This is a genomic window from Marinobacter salinus (genome assembly GCF_001854125.1).
Taxonomy (GTDB): domain Bacteria; phylum Pseudomonadota; class Gammaproteobacteria; order Pseudomonadales; family Oleiphilaceae; genus Marinobacter; species Marinobacter salinus.
The window spans coordinates 1,467,968-1,486,523 of sequence record NZ_CP017715.1 but is presented as its reverse complement, the minus strand read 5'-3'; the positions used below and the strand labels follow the sequence as shown (position 1 = coordinate 1,486,523).

General features: G+C 55.2%; 15 protein-coding genes. 13 read left to right on the top strand and 2 right to left on the bottom strand.

Features of this window, described 5'->3' with window-relative positions; translation table 11 throughout:
* Nucleotides 1-39 precede the first annotated feature (39 nt).
* The gene (locus BKP64_RS06750) at nucleotides 40-915 is read right to left on the bottom strand and encodes an NAD(P)-dependent oxidoreductase (RefSeq protein WP_070967667.1); all 876 of its coding nucleotides are present in this window, start codon (nucleotides 913-915) and stop codon (nucleotides 40-42) included.
* Nucleotides 916-1,126: 211 nt separating this feature from the next.
* Between BKP64_RS06750 and BKP64_RS06745 the strand changes: the two genes are divergently transcribed.
* A complete protein-coding gene (locus BKP64_RS06745; RefSeq protein WP_227515526.1) occupies nucleotides 1,127-2,488 on the top strand; it encodes an erythromycin esterase family protein in 1,362 nt (453 codons plus the stop codon).
* Between the two features lie 82 nt (nucleotides 2,489-2,570).
* Here the strand turns inward: BKP64_RS06745 and gltA are convergent, their stop codons facing one another.
* A complete protein-coding gene (gltA, locus tag BKP64_RS06740) occupies nucleotides 2,571-3,845 on the bottom strand; it encodes a citrate synthase (RefSeq protein ID WP_070967663.1) in 1,275 nt (424 codons plus the stop codon).
* A 481-nt stretch (nucleotides 3,846-4,326) separates the two neighbouring features.
* Between gltA and sdhC the strand changes: the two genes are divergently transcribed.
* From sdhC to scpB, 12 genes are all read left to right on the top strand, one after another.
* Nucleotides 4,327-4,704, top strand: coding sequence for a succinate dehydrogenase, cytochrome b556 subunit (gene sdhC, locus BKP64_RS06735; RefSeq protein ID WP_070967660.1), 378 nt, complete (start codon nucleotides 4,327-4,329; stop codon nucleotides 4,702-4,704).
* The gene (gene sdhD / locus BKP64_RS06730) at nucleotides 4,695-5,042 is read left to right on the top strand and encodes a succinate dehydrogenase, hydrophobic membrane anchor protein (protein ID WP_070967657.1); all 348 of its coding nucleotides are present in this window, start codon (nucleotides 4,695-4,697) and stop codon (nucleotides 5,040-5,042) included. The genes sdhC and sdhD overlap by 10 nt, the downstream gene beginning before the upstream one ends.
* A gap of 3 nt (nucleotides 5,043-5,045) precedes the next feature.
* Nucleotides 5,046-6,818, top strand: a complete 1,773-nt coding sequence (sdhA, locus tag BKP64_RS06725) for a succinate dehydrogenase flavoprotein subunit (protein WP_070967654.1) — start codon at nucleotides 5,046-5,048, stop codon at nucleotides 6,816-6,818.
* Nucleotides 6,819-6,832: 14 nt separating this feature from the next.
* The gene (locus BKP64_RS06720; RefSeq protein WP_070967651.1) at nucleotides 6,833-7,537 is read left to right on the top strand and encodes a succinate dehydrogenase iron-sulfur subunit; all 705 of its coding nucleotides are present in this window, start codon (nucleotides 6,833-6,835) and stop codon (nucleotides 7,535-7,537) included.
* 308 nt (nucleotides 7,538-7,845) lie between these two features.
* A complete protein-coding gene (locus tag BKP64_RS06715) occupies nucleotides 7,846-10,683 on the top strand; it encodes a 2-oxoglutarate dehydrogenase E1 component (protein WP_070967647.1) in 2,838 nt (945 codons plus the stop codon).
* Between the two features lie 25 nt (nucleotides 10,684-10,708).
* Nucleotides 10,709-11,929 carry a 2-oxoglutarate dehydrogenase complex dihydrolipoyllysine-residue succinyltransferase gene (gene odhB / locus BKP64_RS06710; RefSeq protein WP_070967645.1) on the top strand — a complete coding sequence of 407 codons (1,221 nt, stop codon included), beginning with the start codon at nucleotides 10,709-10,711 and terminating at the stop codon, nucleotides 11,927-11,929.
* Between the two features lie 35 nt (nucleotides 11,930-11,964).
* Complete coding sequence (gene lpdA, locus BKP64_RS06705) at nucleotides 11,965-13,407, top strand: dihydrolipoyl dehydrogenase (protein ID WP_070967643.1); 1,443 nt, start codon at nucleotides 11,965-11,967, stop codon at nucleotides 13,405-13,407.
* Between the two features lie 194 nt (nucleotides 13,408-13,601).
* On the top strand, nucleotides 13,602-14,768 hold the full coding sequence (gene sucC / locus BKP64_RS06700) for an ADP-forming succinate--CoA ligase subunit beta (protein ID WP_070967640.1): 1,167 nt from the start codon (nucleotides 13,602-13,604) through the stop codon (nucleotides 14,766-14,768).
* The gene (gene sucD / locus BKP64_RS06695; protein ID WP_070967637.1) at nucleotides 14,768-15,640 is read left to right on the top strand and encodes a succinate--CoA ligase subunit alpha; all 873 of its coding nucleotides are present in this window, start codon (nucleotides 14,768-14,770) and stop codon (nucleotides 15,638-15,640) included. The genes sucC and sucD overlap by 1 nt, the downstream gene beginning before the upstream one ends.
* Before the next feature lie 119 nt (nucleotides 15,641-15,759).
* Nucleotides 15,760-16,974 (top strand): tryptophan--tRNA ligase, encoded by a 1,215-nt coding sequence (locus BKP64_RS06690; protein ID WP_083329173.1) that lies wholly within the window; start codon nucleotides 15,760-15,762, stop codon nucleotides 16,972-16,974.
* 59 nt (nucleotides 16,975-17,033) lie between these two features.
* Complete coding sequence (locus BKP64_RS06685) at nucleotides 17,034-17,867, top strand: segregation and condensation protein A (RefSeq protein WP_070967632.1); 834 nt, start codon at nucleotides 17,034-17,036, stop codon at nucleotides 17,865-17,867.
* Between the two features lie 44 nt (nucleotides 17,868-17,911).
* Nucleotides 17,912-18,541 carry an SMC-Scp complex subunit ScpB gene (scpB, locus tag BKP64_RS06680; RefSeq protein WP_070967629.1) on the top strand — a complete coding sequence of 210 codons (630 nt, stop codon included), beginning with the start codon at nucleotides 17,912-17,914 and terminating at the stop codon, nucleotides 18,539-18,541.
* Nucleotides 18,542-18,556: the final 15 nt, after the last annotated feature.

The window sequence follows — 18,556 nt, the reverse complement described above, 5'->3', positions numbered from 1 at the left end:
CGGCATTAAGGGGGCTTAGAGCCCCCTTTTTGCATCAGTTCAGCGGAATTTCCGCAACCTCTTGATCAGTGATGACGTGTCCCAGCGCTGGCCACCCATGGCCTGAACATCTGCGTAAAACTGGTCCACCAGTGCCGTGACAGGCAGCGATGCATTGACTTTTCGCGCCTCTTCCAGGCAAATGCCGAGATCCTTGCGCATCCAGTCAACCGCGAAACCGTGATCGAACTTACCCTCAATCATGGTTCCTGAGCGGTTTTCCATTTGCCATGATTGAGCGGCGCCTTTGGAAATTACGTCGACAACCTTGGCTACATCCAGATTTGCCTGTTCCGCGAAGTGCAGGGCTTCTGAGAGGCCCTGAACCAGTCCCGCGATAGCGATCTGGTTCACCATTTTCGTTTTCTGACCACTTCCGGCGGGCCCCAGCAAGTTAACGGCCCGCGCGTAATGATCCATGAGCGGCTTCGCCTCCGCGAAGTCGGTATCGGAGCCGCCACACATAACGGTTAGTTTTCCGTTTTCTGCTCCCTGCTGACCACCGGAAACCGGCGCATCGATAAAGCCCTGCTTTCTCGCAGCTGCCGCGGCCGCCAGTCTCTCGGCGACACCAGCGGAGGCTGTGGTGTGATCAATAAGGATCGCGCCTTCGGGGGCGTTGGCTATGATTCCTTCATCTCCCTCAAACACCTCTATCAGGTCTTTGTCGGCTCCGACGCAAGTCATTACAAAGTCTGCCCCTTCAACCGCTTCAGCAATCGTTTTGCAGGCCTTGCCCGAGTATTCAGCCGCCCATTGCTCTGCCTTGGCGTTCGTGCGGTTCCAGACCCTGACCGATAGACCGGCCTTGGCCAGGTGTCCGGCCATGGGGTAGCCCATTACGCCCAGGCCAATGAAGGTTACGGTTGTTGTCATAGTGCTCTCCGAGTTTGCAAGTTATTGTTTATGGGACGTTGTCGGAAGATTTTTTCAGATTGAACAGCTCCTGAGCATAGCGCAGATCGTTCGGTGTTGGGACCCATTTCTTGCCTCGGCGGACAGGGCGTCGGCTTGACCAGACTAGGGCATGTCACCCCTGATAACACTGTACTAAACTGCAGATAAGTGTCGATTATAGGGAGGAAGCATGATGATTCAGGGTAATCAGCCACCCGGCTCAGGAGAGTACGCCGGTTTCGGCAGGCACGGAGCTGGTACGGATGTTTCAGAAGCGATAGCGTCCCTCGCCGAGCCCTTCGATTCGATTGCGGAGCTGCCGCTGCAAGGCTTGTTGGACCGCATCGGGGATGCCCGGGTGGTTTTACTGGGGGAGGCCTCCCATGGAACTGCCGAGTTCTATCTGGTGCGGGAACGTATTACCAGGGCCCTGATAGAAGAGAAGGGCTTTCGCTTTGTTGCGATTGAGGGGGACTGGCCTGACGCTGCGCGAATTGACCATTATGTTCGTCATGCCGAATACCCACCCTCGGAATGGACCGCCTTTTCGCGCTTTCCAACCTGGATGTGGCGAAATGAGGAAGTGCGTGATTTTGTTGACTGGCTCCATAACCGGAACAGCGGTCGCCCTGCAGACGAAAGGGTGGCGTTTCATGGTCTGGATTTATACAGCCTCTACAGTTCCATCCGTGCTGTGCTTGAATATCTTGAAGAAGTAGATCCCGATCTGGCGCTGGATGCCCGTCAGCACTATGAGTGCCTGGCACCGTTTGAGAGTGATCCGGCGACTTACGCGAGGGCTGCCCTCAATCCGGGCTATATGACCTGTGAAAAACCTGTTCTTGAGATGCTCAATGCGCTTCTGGGGCGCCATCGCCGTTACGCCGAGCATGACTCCGATCGCTTCCTGGACGCGGTTCAGAATGCGCGACTAGTGGCGGATGCCGAGGAATATTACCGGACCATGTATTACGGCAGCCACAGTGCGTGGAATCTCCGGGACACCCACATGTTTGAGACGCTGGAGTCTTTGCTCAAGCATTACGGTGATAAAAGCAAGGCGGTAGTCTGGGCCCATAACAGCCACGTCGGCAATTCCGATTCGACGGATATGAGCCGGCGCGGAGAGTTCAATATCGGAAAACTCTGTCGTGACCGGTTTGGGAAGGATCTCTATACTGTCGGGTTCGGCACCGACCACGGGACCGTGGCGGCCGCTTCTAACTGGGATGCCCCCATGGAAATCAAACAGGTAAGGCCTGCGCTTCAGGGCAGTTTTGAGCGTCACTGTCACGATACGGGCATTCCCGGTTTTCTGATCCCGTTTGGGAAGGCCGAAGGCCAGGTGCGGGAGCTCATGTCAGGGCGTTTTCTTGAGCGTGCGATCGGAGTGATCTATCGACCGGAAACTGAACGCCAGAGTCACTATTTTCGGGCATGCCTGCCGGAACAGTTCGATGAGTATGTCTGGATTGATCGAACCCGGGCAATCACACCATTCGCGAGCGGATTAATACCTGGGGTGCCGGATACCTATCCGTTTGGCTTGTAGGCAGAGTGGTCAGTGGGGGCAAAAAAAACGGCTGCTGAAGTCAGCAGCCGTTTCCGTTCCGGGCGGCAAGTCCTCGGCAGACTTACCTCTCCGGATAGTCCCGTGCTGGGGAGCCGGTGTAGAGTTGGCGAGGGCGACCGATTCGGTAGTCGCCGCTGACCATCTCATTCCAGTGTGAGAACCAGCCAATGGTCCGCGACAGGGCAAAGATGACAGTGAACATTGAGGTTGGGATACCGATTGCTTTGAGTATCAGGCCGGAGTAGAAATCTACGTTCGGGTAGAGTTTGCGCTTGACGAAGTACTCGTCTTCCAGTGCAATTTTTTCCAGGCGCTGGGCAATCTTCAGCAGCGGATCGTTCTCCAGACCCAACTCTGTAAGAACCTCGTGAGCGGTTTCCGCCATGACCTTGGCCCGCGGGTCGAAATTCTTGTAAACCCGGTGGCCGAAGCCCATCAGTCGGAACGGATCGTCTTTGTCCTTGGCCTTGGCGATGAATTTTTCGATGTTGGACTCGTCGCCGATTTCAGCCAGCATGTCCAGCACCGCTTCGTTAGCACCGCCGTGAGCCGGTCCCCAAAGGGCTGCAATGCCAGATGCGATGCATGCGTATGGGTTGGCGCCAGTGGAGCCAGCCAGGCGAACGGTGGAGGTGGACGCGTTTTGCTCATGATCTGCGTGCAAAATGAAAATCTTGTCCATGGCCTTGGCCAGAATCGGGTTCGGCTTGTATTCCTCGCAGGGCACACCAAACATCATCTGCAGGAAATTCTCGGAGTAAGAAAGGTCGTTCCGCGGATACATGAATGGCTGGCCAATGCTGTACTTATAGCACCAGGCGGCGATCGTGGGCATTTTTGCGATCAGGCGGTGAGCGGTGATTTCACGCTGATGCTCGTCTTTGACGTCCATCTGATCGTGGTAGAAAGCGGACAATGCGCCGACAACGCCACACATGATGGCCATCGGGTGCGCGTCGCGACGGAACCCCTGGAAGAAGTTGCGCATCTGGTCGTGCAGCATGGTGTGATTTTTGATGGTGTCGTGGAAGCGCTTGTTCTCTTCCTTGGTCGGCAGTTCACCCTTCAGTAGCAGATAGCACACTTCCAGGTAATCGGAGTGGTCTGCAAGCTGTTCAATAGGGTAGCCGCGGTGCAGAAGAACGCCGTTTGCGCCGTCAATAAAGGTGATGGCCGATTCGCAGGCTGCTGTTGATACGAACCCCGGATCGTAAGTAAAAACGCCTTCCTGGACCAGGCCTCGTACGTCAATAACGTCAGGGCCGACGGTGCCGGAATATACCGGTAGCTCAATGGAGTTGTCCCCCACCGAGAGCGTGGCTTTCCTGTCGGTCATGTTGCTCTCCTATTTATCAGCTTTGGAAGCTTTATCTGCAGTTATAGATGCGCAAGAAGGCGCGTATTATCGCAAAACTGGCGGCAAAATATAGGGCGTTGGCTTTTTTTGTCAATGGGAGAGTCAGGAAAAGGCATTTTTTCACCATACGTGTAAATCAGGGATATCCCGAATAAGGCCTTGCCGGGCCCGGAATCAAGTTTGTCAATAATCCTTATAGCTGTCTTAACCCCCTGATATTCGCGGCCGCGGCCCTATTGCCGGTTTGTAATTACCGGGGCTACTCCTTATAATCCGTAGCCCGGAATCGGGGATCGCCCTTGCCTGAGCAGTCTTTTGTGAATGCTTCTGCTGGCGGGATGATTCTTCCTCCTGAGCCAATCGTGTGCGGGTTTCGTATCGGCACGCTGATCCTTACATACCAACCATCCGCAACCGGAGTTTCCGGTATTGTGGAACCAAGAGAGAGTGTGAGAGCGCTGTGAATAGCAAACGACCAGTAAATCTCGATCTCGGCAAGTTTCATTTTCCGCTGCCAGCCATTACGTCCATATTGCATCGTGTGAGCGGCATCATCATTTTTGTTGGTGTTGCGTTCATGCTTTACGGACTCCAGCTTTCCCTGTCTGGGGAAGAGGGCTTCAGTCGCGTGAGTGAATTGCTGGACAGCTTCCTTGCCAAGCTGATTACCTGGGGCATTTTGTCTGCCTTGTTGTACCACCTGGTTGCAGGTATCAAGCACCTGCTCATGGATGTGGGCATAGGTGAAGAGCTGGAAAGTGGCCGCCTCGCCGCGAAGATCACGATTGTGGTTTCCGTCATTCTCATTGTTCTGGCAGGAGTCTGGGTATGGGCATGAATAGTGTGACGAATATTGGCCGTAATGGCATTCAGGACTGGATCATCCAGCGGGTTTCAGCCTACGTATTGGCTATCTATACGCTGTTCATGCTCGGTTTTTTTGCCACAACCGACGTTGACTATCAGACATGGTCGGCACTTTTCGGTCAGTCGTGGTTCAGAATCTTTACCCTGCTTGCAGTGCTTTCGATCGGCGGCCACGCCTGGGTCGGGCTTTGGACAGTTTCTACCGACTACATTAAATCAGCGATGCAGCGTGGCCTCTTTCAGGCAGCCTGTATTCTTGCGATTTTCGTTTATGTGGTCTGGGGCATTCAGATTATTTGGGGGCTTTAATCGATGGCTAACATCAAGACCATGTCTTACGACGCGATTGTTATCGGTGGTGGCGGTGCCGGTATGCGGGCAGCCCTTCAGCTGACAGAGTCGGGCGTTAACACGGCGTGTATCACGAAAGTCTTTCCGACGCGTTCACACACTGTGTCGGCCCAGGGTGGTATAACCTGCGCCATCGCAAGTGCTGATCCCAATGATGACTGGCGCTGGCATATGTATGACACCGTCAAGGGGTCGGACTACATTGCCGATCAGGACGCTGTCGAGTACATGTGTTCAGTCGGACCTCAAGCGGTTTTTGAACTTGAACACATGGGGTTGCCTTTTTCCCGCACAGAGCAGGGCCGTATTTATCAGCGTCCTTTCGGCGGGCAATCCAAAGGGCCGGATAATCCGACTCAGGCTGCACGTACTTGTGCTGCTGCTGACCGGACTGGACATGCGCTGCTGCATACGCTTTATCAGGCCAACCTCAAAGGTGGTACCACCTTCCTTAACGAGTGGTACGCCGTCGATCTGGTTAAAAACAGCAAAGACGAAGTGGTTGGTGTAGTTGCGATTGAAATCGAAACCGGTGAAGTGGCTTACATCAAGTGTAAGGCGACCGTTCTGGCAACAGGCGGCGCTGGTCGTATCTATGCCTCGACTACGAATGCCCTGATCAACACTGGTGATGGTATCGGCATGGCGCTGCGCGCTGGTTTTCCGATGCAGGATATGGAAATGTGGCAGTTTCACCCCACAGGTATCTACGGTGCCGGTACGCTGGTGACGGAAGGCTGCCGGGGAGAGGGCGGTTACCTGATCAATGCCGAGGGTGAGCGTTTCATGGAGCGTTATGCTCCGAACGCAAAAGACCTGGCCGGCCGTGACGTTGTCGCCCGGGCGATGGTTATCGAGATTCTGGAAGGCCGCGGTTGTGGCCCGGACAAAGATCACGTCCTGCTCAAGCTCGACCACCTGGGTGAAGAGACCCTGAATTTGCGTCTGCCGGGAATCTGTGAGCTTTCACGCACCTTTGCCCACGTCGATCCGGTTAAAGAGCCTGTTCCGGTTGTTCCGACCTGCCACTACATGATGGGTGGCGTTCCGACCAACGTTGGTGGTCAGGCCCTGACTCAGGATGAAAATGGCAACGACAAGCCGATCCCGGGTCTGTTTGCCTGCGGCGAAGCGGCCTGTGTGTCTGTTCATGGTGCCAACCGGCTCGGTGGCAATTCGCTCCTCGACCTGGTGGTATTCGGTCGTGCCGCTGGCCTTCACATTGAGGAGCAGCTTCGCGGCGGCTTTGAGGTTGACGGTGCCAGTGAGGAAGATATCAAGCGTGCCATGGCCCGCCTGGATCGTCTGGACAGCGCTTCCGAAGGCGAAAGCGTCGCCGAAGTGCGCAAGGACCTCCAGAATTGCATGCAGCTGTATTTCGGTGTTTTCCGGGATGGCAAGAGCATGGAAGAGGGCTTGAAAAAGCTGGAAGCGATCGGCGAGCGGGTTCGTAACACCAAGCTTGCTGACACCAGTAGCGCCTTCAACACCGCGCGTATTGAGGCTCTGGAGCTGGACAACTTGTATGAAGTTGCGTTGGCTACTGCGATTTCTGCCTATGAGCGTAAAGAGAGCCGTGGCGCTCATGCCCGTAACGACTTCACCGAACGTGATGACGAAAACTGGCTGAAGCACTCTCTCTATTTCCCGCTGGACAAGCGTATTGGCAAGCGTGATGTTAACTTCGCGCCAAAAACTGTCGAAACGTTCCAGCCGAAGATTCGGACTTACTAAGGGGGACGCAGATAATGTTGGTAAGCCTTTACCGTTATAACCCGGAAACTGATAACGCCCCTTACATGCAGGACGTTGATGTCGAACTTCCGGCGGGCAAGGACCTTATGGTTCTGGATGTCCTTAACCTGATGAAGGAAAAGGATCCCTCCGTCGCTTATCGTCGTTCCTGCCGTGAGGGTGTTTGTGGCTCTGATGGCATGAACATGAACGGCAAGAACGGTCTCGCGTGTATAACGCCAGTCTCCCAGGTCGTGAAGGGCGACAAGCTCGTGCTGCGCCCTTTGCCTGGTCTGCCCGTCATTCGTGACCTGGTTGTCGATATGGGTCAGTTTTACAAGCAGTATGAGAAAGTTATGCCGTACTTGGTGAATGACAGCCCGGCTCCGGCCATTGAGCGCCTGCAATCACCGGAAGATCGGGAGAAGCTGGACGGCCTGTACGAGTGTATTCTCTGTGCGTGCTGTTCCACCTCCTGTCCGTCCTTCTGGTGGAACCCGGATAAGTTCATTGGCCCCGCCGGCCTGCTTCAGGCCTACCGGTTTCTGGCCGACAGCCGTGATACCGCGCAGGCTGATCGTCTTGCCAACCTGGATGACCCGTTCAGTGTGTTCCGTTGCCGGGGTATCATGAACTGCGTCAGCGTCTGCCCGAAAGGCCTTAACCCCACGAGGGCAATTGGCCACATTCGGAATCTTCTGCTGCAACGGGCGACTTAAGCGGCACAAAGTTCAGCAGACGCTATACTGTTCTGACCAGGCTAGCACCCTGAAGGCCCTGCAGCGATGCAGGGCCTTCAACCAAAGGCTTATAGTCAATAGTCTTAGCCGGGTGCACACTACGCAAACCGTTATGGGGGCTTTAGAATCTCCCGCAGTTTTGCTGAGTATAAAACCACCGGGGATGGAAAACATCCATGTCGGGTGTGGTGGCCAAAGTCGATCCCGTAAAAACCCGTATTGACTGAGAATTACCTCTGGCCGACCATACCGGGCTCCCCGCACCAGCCCAAGGTGAGCTATTCAAAATGCACGAAAGCATCATGGAGCAGTTATGGCAGACTTCCCACTTACAAGGTGGCAATCTGGCCTATGTTGAACAGCTTTTTGAAACCTACCTGAAAGACCCCAACGCCGTTCCGGAAGAGTGGCGCAGTTATTTCGACAAGCTTCCAAGTGTCGATGGCTATCAAGGCCGTGACGTTGCTCACTCTTCGATTCGCGAGCAGTTCGAGCACATTTCCCGCAACCAACGTTTTCTGGCTACCGGCGGCGTACCTGCTAGCGCAACGACTGACGCGGACAAGAAACAAATTCGCGTTCTGCAGCTGATTAACGCTTACCGTTTCCGTGGTCACCAGGAAGCCAAGCTGGATCCGCTCGGTGTTTGGCAGCGTCCCGAGGTAGAGGACCTGAATCCGTCGTTCCACGAATTGTCGGATACGGACCGTGATCTAGAATTCCAGACTGGTTCCCTGAATTTTGGCTCCGAGACCATGAAGCTCGGAGACATTATTGAGGGGCTGCGTAGCACCTATTGCGAGAGCATCGGCGCAGAGTACATGCACGTTGTTGATACTCGCATCAAGCGTTGGTTTCAGCAGCGTATGGAGCCGGTTCGCTCACGACCGGAGTATGAGGCGAAGACCCGGAAGCACCTTCTGGAGCGCCTGACTGCTGCCGAAGGCCTGGAGAAGTACCTCGGGTCCCGGTACCCGGGTGTCAAGCGCTTCGGTCTCGAAGGAGGCGAAAGCCTCATTCCTTGCCTGGATGAGCTTATCCAGCGTGCCGGTTCCTACGGCGCCAAGGAAATCGTTCTAGGCATGGCTCACCGGGGCCGGCTGAACGTTCTCGTCAATACTCTTGGCAAAAACCCCAAGGAGCTGTTTGACGAATTCGAAGGTAAAAAACTGGCCGACTCTGGCTCCGGGGATGTGAAGTATCACCAGGGCTTCTCGTCGAACATTATGACACCCGGTGGTGAAATCCACCTGGCAATGGCGTTTAACCCGTCTCACCTGGAGATTGTTTCGCCAGTGGTTGAGGGTTCCGTTCGTGCCCGCCAGACTCGCCGTGATGATCTCGATGGCAGCCAGGTTGTTCCTATTATCATGCATGGTGACGCGGCGTTCGCAGGCCAGGGTGTGGTGATGGAAACCTTCCAGATGTCCCAGACCCGTGGTTATGGGGTTGGCGGTACTATCCATATTGTGATCAATAACCAGGTCGGCTTTACGACCAGTAAACAGGAAGATGCACGATCAACCGAGTACTGTACAGACGCTGCCAAAATGATTCAGGCACCGATTCTGCACGTCAACGCGGACGATCCCGAAGCAGTCATTTTTGCGACTCAGATGGCGATGGATTATCGCAACGAGTTCAAGAACGATGTGGTTATCGACCTGGTTTGCTACCGACGTCGCGGGCATAACGAAGCCGATGAACCGGCGGCCACCCAGCCAGTCATGTACGAGAAGATCCGCAAGCTGAAGACCACTCGTAATCTCTACGCGGAGCAACTGGTTACTGCGGGTGTGATTTCAGAAGATGAAGCCAAGCAGATCGAGAACGACTACCGTGACGCACTGGACAACGGTGAGCATGTGGTCAAGTCTCTGGTAAAGGAGCCTAACAAGGAGCTTTACGTTGACTGGACCCCTTATCTCGGACATGAGTGGACAGCAAAGTGCAAATCCAGCGTAGCACTTAAAACGATTCAGAAGCTGGGCAAGAAGCTGGTTCAGGTACCTGAGGGATTCAGTATCCAGCGCCAGGTTTCAAAGATTGTCACGGACCGGGAAAAAATGACCGCGGGCGCTCTGCCCATTAACTGGGGCTACGGCGAAGTAATGGCCTATGCCACGCTGTTGGATGAAGGTCACCCGATCCGCATCACTGGTCAGGACGTGGGCCGCGGGACGTTTTCGCACCGGCACGCGGTACTGCATAATCAAAAGGATGGGTCGACCCATACCGCTCTTGAGTGCCTTTCCGAGGACCAACCGAAGTTTGAGCTATACGACTCGCTGCTCTCTGAAGAAGCCGTAATGGCTTTTGAGTACGGTTACTCCACGACGTCGCCCAAGGGACTGGTTGTCTGGGAAGCACAGTTTGGTGATTTTGCCAACGGTGCTCAGGTTGTTATCGACCAGTTCCTCACCAGCGGCGAGCACAAGTGGGGACGCCTGTGCGGGCTGACATTGCTTCTTCCTCACGGTTACGAAGGGCAGGGCCCGGAGCACAGTTCTGCGCGCCTCGAGCGATTTTTGCAGATGTGCGCCGAGCACAATATTCAGGTTTGTGTGCCGACAACGCCGTCGCAGGTTTTCCACATGTTGCGCCGGCAAGTCAAGCGCCCGCTACGTAAGCCTCTGGTTGCGATCACGCCGAAGAGCCTGCTGCGTCACAAAGAAGCCACTTCCGGTCTGGATGACCTGACCTCGGGCACTTTCCAAACGGTGCTTCCGGAAAAGGAACCTTCTGATCCGAAGAAGGTGACGCGCCTGATTATGTGTAGCGGCAAGGTGTACTTTGATCTGCTGGAGAAGAAAAAGGCTGATGAGCGTGATGATGTGGCCATTTTCCGCATCGAGCAGCTCTATCCGTTCCCCGGAGACGACCTGGACGCAATGCTTGCCCAGTACACCAAATTGAAAAACGTGGTGTGGTGTCAGGAAGAGCCGATGAACCAGGGTGCGTGGTATCCAAGCCAGCACCACATGAGAAATGCGCTTCAGCGCCTGAATCCAAAACTGTACCTTCAGTATGCCGGTCGTGACGCCTCGGCTGCGCCTGCTTGTGGACACATGTCTGTGCACATCGAAGAGCAGAAGAAACTGGTCAACGACGCGTTTGAAATCTGACGAGCTACCGAACTAAGGATCCGTAATGTCAACTGAGATTAAAGCCCCCGTTTTCCCGGAGTCGGTCGCAGAAGGTACTGTTGCGACCTGGCACAAGCAGCCGGGCGAAGCCTGTTCACGAGACGAGCTGATTGTCGATATTGAAACCGACAAGGTTGTTCTGGAAGTGGTTGCCCCGGCTGACGGCGTTATTGAAGAAATCGTAAAAGGTGAAGGCGATACCGTGGAAAGCGGCGAAGTCGTCGGCACCTTCAAAGCGGGCGCCGCCGGTGAATCAAAGCCTGCAGAAGGCAAGAAAGAAGAGGCACCGAAGGATGAGGTTCAAAAAGAAGAGTCTGCCGCTTCCGGTGACGCGATTCTGAGCCCGGCTGCCCGTAAGCTGGCTGAGGAAAACAGCATTGACCCCAATGCCGTCAAGGGCACTGGCAAAGACGGCCGCGTGACCAAAGAAGACGTGCAAAACCACGTTGATAGCAAGTCAGCGGCTGGCTCTGCGGCGCCACAACCGGCTGCGGCCATGCCTGAAGTCAATGTGGCTGCCGGAGAGCGTCCCGAAAAGCGTGTGCCGATGACCCGTTTGCGCGCCAGTATCGCCAAGCGTCTGGTCAATGCCCAGCAAAGCGCTGCCATGCTGACGACCTTCAACGAGGTCAACATGGCGCCTATCATGGAATTGCGAAAGCAGTATCAGGAAAGCTTTGTGAAGCGTCATGGTATCAAGCTTGGTTTCATGTCCTTCTTTACCAAGGCGGCAACCGAGGCTCTTAAACGCTTCCCGGCCGTCAATGCCTCCATCGATGGTAACGACATGGTTTACCATGGCTATCAGGACATTGGCGTCGCTGTGTCGACGGATCGCGGACTGGTCGTTCCGGTGCTCCGTGACTCTGATGCGATGGGCCTGGCGGATATCGAAAAAAAGATTGTCGAATACGGCACCAAGGCCAAAGGCGGCAAGCTCGGTATCGAGGAAATGACTGGCGGGACCTTTACCATTACCAACGGTGGCATCTTCGGCTCACTGATTTCCACGCCGATCCTGAATCCACCGCAGACAGCTATTCTGGGCATGCACAAGATTCAGGAGCGTCCGATGGCGGTGAATGGCAAAGTCGAAATTCTGCCAATGATGTACCTGGCTCTCTCTTACGACCATCGCATGATTGATGGCAAAGAAGCGGTACAGTTCCTTGTAGCCATTAAGGAAATGCTTGAGGACCCGGCACGTATTCTGCTGGACGTCTGAGCTGATACTTAACGAATCAGAAAACGGGATCAAATATGTCTGATAAGTACGACGTAATTGTCATTGGTGCGGGCCCGGGCGGCTACGTTGCTGCCATCAAGGCAGCTCAGTTGGGCCTTAAGACCGCGTGTGTCGAGTCCTGGACATCGACAGACGGAAAAAGCCAGGTGCTCGGTGGTACCTGTCTGAACGTTGGCTGCATACCCTCGAAGGCGCTGCTGGAAATTTCTCACAAATATGAGGAAACCACTCACGACTACGAGATGCAGGGCATCATCGCCAAAGATGTCAAAATGGACATCGGCAAAATGATGGAGCGCAAGGGCGGCATTGTTAAGCAGCTGACAGGTGGTATTGCAGGACTGTTCAAGGCCAATGGCGTAACGTCTATCCACGGTCATGGCAAACTGCTCGCCAACCGCAAGGTTGAAGTGACTGACCAGGAAGGCAAGACCAAAACCTACGAGGCCGAAAACGTGATCCTGGCATCCGGCTCCAAGCCGATCCAGATCCCGCCTGCGCCGTTCGACGGTGAGTACATCGTCGACTCTGAAGGCGCTCTTGAGTTCACTGAAGTTCCAAAGCGCCTTGGCGTTATCGGTGCCGGCGTGATTGGCCTCGAATTGGGCAGCGTCTGGGCGCGCCTGGGTGCAGAAGTGACAGTTCTGGAAGCTCAGGATACGTTCCTGCCTACCGTTGATCAGCAAGTGGCGAAAGATGCCATGAAGCAGTTCCAGAAGCAGGGGCTGAACATCGTGATGGGTGCCCGGATGACAGGGGCCGAGGTCAAGCGCAAGCTGGTCAACGTTTCCTATGAAGATTCCAAGGGCAAGCATGAGGCGAAGTTCGACAAACTGATTGTTGCCGTCGGCCGCCGTCCGTATACCGATAATCTGTTGTCTGAAGACGCGGGTGTGCAAATGGACGAGCGCGGCTTTATCTTCGTCGACGACAATTGCAAGACCGAAGCGCCGGGCGTTTGGGCGGTCGGTGATGTTGTTCGTGGTCCGATGCTGGCGCACAAGGCATCCGAAGAGGGTGTTATGGTTGCCGAGCGCATTGCAGGGCACAAGCCCCAGGTGAATTACGACTGCATCCCCAATGTGATTTATACCGCTCCGGAAGTGGCCTGGGTGGGCAAGACTGAAGAGCAGCTGAAGGCGGAAGGTGAGGACTACAACGTCGGCACGTTCCCGTTCGCTGCCAATGGTCGTGCGATGGCCGCCAACTCCGCCTCGGGACTGGTCAAGATCATTGCAGACGCGAAGACCGACCGGATCCTTGGTTTCCACGTGGTTGGTCCCCAAGCGTCGGAAATTGTCGCTCAGGGCGTGATTGCCATGGAGTTCGGTTCCAGCGCCGAAGATCTGGCCCTGACCTGCTTTGCGCACCCGACTCTGTCAGAGTCAGTGCATGAAGCGGCCCTGGCCGTTGCCGGTGGCGCGATTCACGTCGCGAACCGTCGCAAGAAGAAGTAACGCAAGCCAGGAAACAGGGGCGCCAATAACGGCGCCCCACTGCCATAAAAACGGCTGGTTTCCGGTTGCGCTCACGGCAGGCTGAGGTGATCCCCGGCCCGCCAAAGCGAATTCGCAACAGCAGTCCCGCGAGGGGCTTGCGCGGGTTCTTTTCCGTACGTGGTTATCCTCCATCAATAAGCGGGACATTAACTATGAATTTGCATGAATATCAGGGCAAACAGCTTTTTGCTGAATATGGCCTGCCAGTATCCCAGGGCATTGCCTGTGATACTCCTCAAGAAGCCGTGGCAGCTGCTACCGAGATTGGTGGTGATGCATGGGTTGTGAAAGCACAGGTTCACGCTGGTGGCCGTGGTAAGGCCGGCGGTGTAAAGCTGGTCAAGAGTAAAGACGAGATTCGCGAGTTTGCCGAAAAGTGGCTGGGCAAGAACCTGGTCACTTACCAGACCGACGAACACGGCCAGCCGGTCAGCAAGATTCTGGTTGAATCCCTCACCGATATTGACCAGGAGCTCTACTTGGGCGCCGTTGTCGATCGTGGTACCCGCCGCATTGTGTTCATGGCCTCTACCGAAGGCGGCGTAGAAATTGAACAGGTTGCCGAAGAAACTCCGGAAAAGATTCTGAAGGCTGAGATCGATCCACTGGTTGGCGCGCAGCCTTACCAGGGTCGCGAGCTGGCGTTCAAGCTCGGCCTCGAAGGCAAGCAGATCGGACAGTTCACCAAGATTTTCCTGGGTCTGGCCAAGCTGTTTGAGGACCGTGACCTGGCACTTCTGGAGATCAACCCGCTGGTCATTACCCCGGCCGGTGATCTGCACTGCCTGGACGCCAAAATTGGCGTAGACGGCAACGCGCTGTACCGTCAGAAGAAAATCCATGAGATGCACGATCCCTCGCAGGAAGATCCCCGCGAAGCCGAAGCCGCACGCTGGGAGCTTAACTATGTTGCCCTGGAAGGCAACATTGGCTGTATGGTTAATGGCGCAGGCCTTGCCATGGGCACCATGGACATCATCAAGCTGTCAGGTGGCCGGCCGGCCAACTTCCTGGACGTTGGTGGCGGCGCAACCAAGGAGCGTGTTTCCGAGGCATTCAAGATTATCCTGTCTGACGATAACGTGAAGGCGGTTCTCGTGAACATCTTCGGTGGCATCGTTCGCTGTGACATGATTGCTGAAGGTATTATCGGCGCGGTTAAGGAAGTTGGTGTAAAAGTGCCAGTTGTTGTGCGCCTTGAAGGCAACAATGCCGAGAAGGGTACTCAGGTACTCGCTGATAGTGGCCTGAACATCATCGCCGCTACCAGTCTGGCGAATGCCGCAGAGCAAGTCGTTAAAGCCGCAGGGGGTAAATAATGAGCATCCTGATTAACAAAGACACCAAGGTTATCTGCCAGGGCTTTACCGGCGCACAGGGTACCTTTCACTCTGAGCAGGCTATTGAATACGGCACCAAGATGGTTGGTGGTGTAAGCCCGGGTAAGGGTGGTACCGAGCATCTGGGTCTGCCGGTTTTCAACACTGTGCGCGAAGCGGTGGAAAAAACCGGGGCAGAAGCGACCGTTATCTATGTGCCGGCTCCGTTCTGTAAAGATGCGATCATCGAAGCTGCTGATGCGGGTATTCAGCTGATTGTCTGCATCACCGAAGGCATCCCGACCATCGACATGCTGTACGCCAAAGAATACGTTGATCGTAAAGGCGTACGTATGATCGGTCCGAACTGTCCGGGTGTTATCACACCGGGCGAGTGCAAGATCGGTATCATGCCGGGCCATATTCATAAGCCAGGCAAGGTCGGTATCGTATCCCGTTCCGGCACCCTGACTTACGAAGCGGTCAAGCAGACCACAGACTTCGGCTATGGCCAGTCTACCTGCATCGGTATCGGTGGTGACCCGATTCCTGGTTCCAACTTCATCGACATCCTGAAGCTGCTCCAGGAAGATCCGCAGACCGAAGCTATCGTTATGATCGGTGAAATCGGCGGTACCGCCGAAGAAGAAGCGGCTGCGTTTATCAAGGACAACGTAACCAAGCCGGTGGTATCTTACATCGCTGGTGTTACCGCGCCTCCAGGTAAACGTATGGGCCATGCTGGCGCCATCATCTCCGGTGGTAAGGGAACTGCAGACGAAAAGTTTGCCGCTCTGAACGACGCCGGTGTCAAAACTGTGCGCAGCCTGGCCGAGATTGGCCAGGCCCTGAAGGAAGTGACTGGCTGGTAAGTTAGCCTTCTTTCGATAAAAACCCCCGTTCTGCCCTGCAGTGCGGGGGTTTTTTATTTATAATGCCGGGTCGCCTGAACTATGATGGCGAATCCAATACAAAATAAGGAGTTCGTGCTTTGAGTTCTGTAGATTCCCAGCAAAGAGTTTTGTCCGGCATGCGTCCGACCGGCAAGCTTCACCTTGGCCACTACCATGGTGTGCTGAAAAACTGGGTGAAACTCCAGCACGAGTTCGAGTGCTTTTTCTTCATCGCTGACTGGCATGCGCTGACTACCCAGTACGACGACCCCTCGGGGATTGAGCAAAGTGTCTGGGACATGGTGATTGACTGGCTGGCCGCGGGCGTGAATCCCGGGTCTTCAACGATGTTCATCCAGTCGCAGGTTCCGGAGCACGCGGAACTGCACCTGCTTTTGTCCATGATTACGCCACTGGGTTGGCTTGAGCGGGTTCCAACGTTCAAGGACCAGCAGGAAAAGCTGCGTGAGAAGGACCTGGCAACTTACGGGTTCCTGGGTTACCCCCTGCTGCAAAGTGCCGATATTCTTGTGTATCGGGCGGGCAAGGTTCCCGTTGGCGCCGATCAGGTTTCCCATGTCGAAATTACCCGGGAAATTGCCCGTCGGTTTAATCACATTTATGGCCGCGAGCCGGGCTTCGAGGAGCAGGCCGAAGGCGCTATTGTGAAGATGGGCAAAAAGAACGCCAAACTCTACCGCAATCTCAAGAAGCGGTATCAGGAAGAGGGCGATCTGGAAGCTCTGGAGACCGCGAGGGCACTGCTCAAAGAGCAGCAGAATATTTCTCTGGGCGATCGCGAGCGTCTATACGGTTATATCGAGGGCGGTGGAAAGGTGATCCTGCCCGAGCCGCAGCCACTGCTGACGCCGGAATCCAAAATGCCGGGGCTGGACGGCCAGAAGATGTCCAAGTCCTACAATAACTATATCGGTCTGCGGGAGGAACCGGACAGTGTCGCCCAGAAGGTGCGGACTATGCAGACAGACCCGCAGCGTGTGCGGCGGACAGATCCGGGCGATCCTGAAAAGTGCCCGGTCTGGAGCATGCACAAGGTTTATTCCGATGCGGATACGCAGGAATGGGTGCAGAGTGGGTGCCGAAGTGCCGGAATAGGCTGCCTCGACTGCAAAAAGCCGCTCATTGATGCCATCGTGGAAGAACAGCGCCCGCTGCATGAGCGAGCCCGGGAATATGAGAGTAATCCCGATCTGGTACATTCCATTCTACAGGAAGGGCGTGAGCATGCCCGGGACGCAGCGCGGGACACGCTTGAGGAAGTGCGGGCGGCAATGGGCCTTCATTACCGATAGATTCCTACATTTGACCGGGTGGAGGGAGCAGCGACCGGATTCTCCGGAGGAGATAGGTTATGACCGACGAAACAACTGGTACCGCTGTGTCTGGCGCTGACGAGGCAGTGGCTGAACAGTCGCCACTCGCCGTCGTGTCAGGAAAGCCCCTGGTCGATGTTCCGAAAGATCTGTACATTCCGCCTGATGCACTTGCGGTCTTTCTTGAGGCCTTTGAGGGGCCGCTGGATCTGCTCCTTTATCTGATCCGCCGCCAGAATATGAACATTCTGGACATTGATGTCAGTGAGATTACCCGTCAGTACATGGACTACATCGGTGCTGTGGAATCCATGCGCTTTGAGCTTGCTGCGGAATACCTGGTTATGGCTGCAACTCTGGCAGAGATCAAGTCACGGATGCTGCTGCCCAGGCATGAGGCAGAGGATGATGAAGAGATTGATCCGCGTGCTGAGCTGATTCGGCGTCTGCAGCAGTACGAGCGCTTCAAGAAGGCAGCGGAAGATATTGATGAGATGCCGCGGCTGGAACGTGACAACTTTCCAGCCGCGGCGGCTTTGCCCAAAATGTCATCGAGTCAGCCGCATCCGGATGTAGACTTGCGAGAAATGCTGCTGGCGCTGCAAGGTGTCCTCCAACGAGCGGATCTGTTCACCAGCCATCACGTGGAGCGTGAGAAGCTCTCCACTCGCGAACGGATGTCAGCCATTCTGTCCGCGCTTCAGGACGAACATTTTGTCACGTTCGAGAGCCTGTTTACTCTTGAGGAGGGGCGATTGGGGGTAGTGGTAACCTTCATTGCTACGCTGGAACTGGTGAAAGAACAGTTGATTGAAGTCGTTCAGGCAGAGGTTCTCGGCCCCATTCATATTCGGGCGCGTGCGGCCAGCTGATACGGCGTTCGATCGAAAAGAACACGGTAATTCGGGTATTCGTTATGAATGAAGAGCACCTGCTACGCATCCAGGCTATTGCCGAAGCGGCTCTCCTGGCCGCCGGAAAGCCCTTGTCAGTGGATCAGCTTCGCGATCTCTTTGCCGAAGATGAGCGTCCCGCCCGGCAGGTAATGGAGCATGTGATGGTGTTGTTGGAGGAGGCCTGCGAGGGTAGAGGCTTTGAGCTCCGGAAAGTGGCAAGTGGATACCGTTTGCAGGTTCGCCAGGAATACGCTCCATGGGTCGGGCGGCTTTTTGAGGAGAAGCCTCAGCGTTACTCCCGGGCCCTGCTTGAAACCCTCGCCTTGATTGCTTACCGGCAGCCGATCACTCGTGGCGAGATTGAAGACATTCGTGGTGTAACGGTAAGCAGCAATATCATTCGTACGCTGCTTGAGCGAGAGTGGGTTCGCGTTGTAGGTCATCGCGATGTACCGGGCCGTCCTGCCATGTACGCGACCACAAAGCAGTTTCTCGATTATTTCAATCTGACGGGGCTGGATCAGTTGCCGCCGCTGTCGGAAATTCGCGACCTGGAAGAAATCGGTCGTGAAATTGAAAAGAATATGCAGGCAGAAATCGAGTTCGAATCCCCCTCCAGGAGCGATCCGGACGAGCAGACACTTCACTGATGCCATCACGGCATC